This window comes from Flavobacterium sp. FlaQc-48 (genome assembly GCF_044007335.1).
Taxonomy (GTDB): Bacteria; Bacteroidota; Bacteroidia; order Flavobacteriales; family Flavobacteriaceae; genus Flavobacterium.
The window spans coordinates 1-1,187 of sequence record NZ_JBIPCR010000044.1 but is presented as its reverse complement, the minus strand read 5'-3'; the positions used below and the strand labels follow the sequence as shown (position 1 = coordinate 1,187).

At 38.5% G+C, this 1,187-nt stretch carries 1 protein-coding gene; it reads left to right on the top strand.

All coding sequences use genetic code 11. The features are described from left to right. Nucleotides 1–1,176 (top strand): T9SS sorting signal type C domain-containing protein (locus ACHRWY_RS27490; RefSeq protein WP_395359211.1); only part of this gene is annotated, 1,176 nt, incomplete at its 5' end. Nucleotides 1,177–1,187 lie beyond the last annotated feature (11 nt).

The following is a 1,187-nucleotide window of genomic DNA, read 5'->3' as shown; positions in this document are numbered from 1 at the left end:
ATCATTCGTGGTCCGGACACTTACAATAATCTCACCAGACAAACTTTTACTGCCCTTTTTAAAGGCGTTCCTAATAATGGGGACCTGCAGGGAGAAGTATTAATAGCCGGAAATTACCATTTAATAGGAAATCCTTATCCATCTGCTTTAAGTGCCGATGACCTTATAGGTCAGAATGCGATATTGAATGGAACCATTTACTTCTGGACACACAATACCCCGGCAAAACCAACACCAACACAGCAATATACCGTAGATGATTATGCGGCTTATAATCTAAGTGGCGGAGTATCTGCAAAATCAGATCCGGCTTATAATTCTAATCCGGCATTGGATTACGGTAAAAAGCCAACAGGATTTATTGCCGCAGGACAGGCCTTTTATGTAAATGTGCTAAGCCCGGGAGGAAAGGTAAACTTCAACAATGGTATGCGTGTAGGCGGAACTAATAATGGTCAGTTTTTCAGAACTGCAAATACCTCAAAAACAGAGGCGATAGAAAAGCATCGTATCTGGTTAAACATGGCCAATGAAGCAGGAGCTTTCAAGCAATTACTGGTGGGTTACATTCAAGGCGCAACTAATGATTATGATACCAAATATGACGGACTTTCTTTTGATGCCAATCCGTACCTTGATTTTTATAGCGTAAGTAACACGGAGAAATTTGTAATTCAGGGACGCGCACTGCCGTTTACAGATACTGATATTGTTCCACTGGGTTACAGAACTACGGTTGAGGGCGATTATACCATCTCGATCGATGAAGTTGATGACAATATGAACAATCAGGCTATTTATATCGAAGATAAAACTACAGGGGCTCTTCATGATCTAAGAACCGGCAACTATACTTTTAAAACTACCATCGGAACTTTTACAGATCGACTGGTCTTGAGATATACTGCCAAAACATTAGGAACCGGGGATTTTGAAAATCAGGAAGATGGTATTTTAGTTTCGGTAAAAAATAAGGTAATCAATCTTGTTTGCTCAAAAGAAAACATCAAAGAAGTTACGATCTATGATATCACCGGAAAACTGATTTACACTAAAAAGAAAGTTGGCAGTACCGAATTACAGATCCAAAACCTGCCATCAGCTAATCAGGTTCTATTAGTGAAAATAACTTTAGAAAACGATTTTACGACAACAAGAAAAATCATATTTCAATAATAAATAAACAA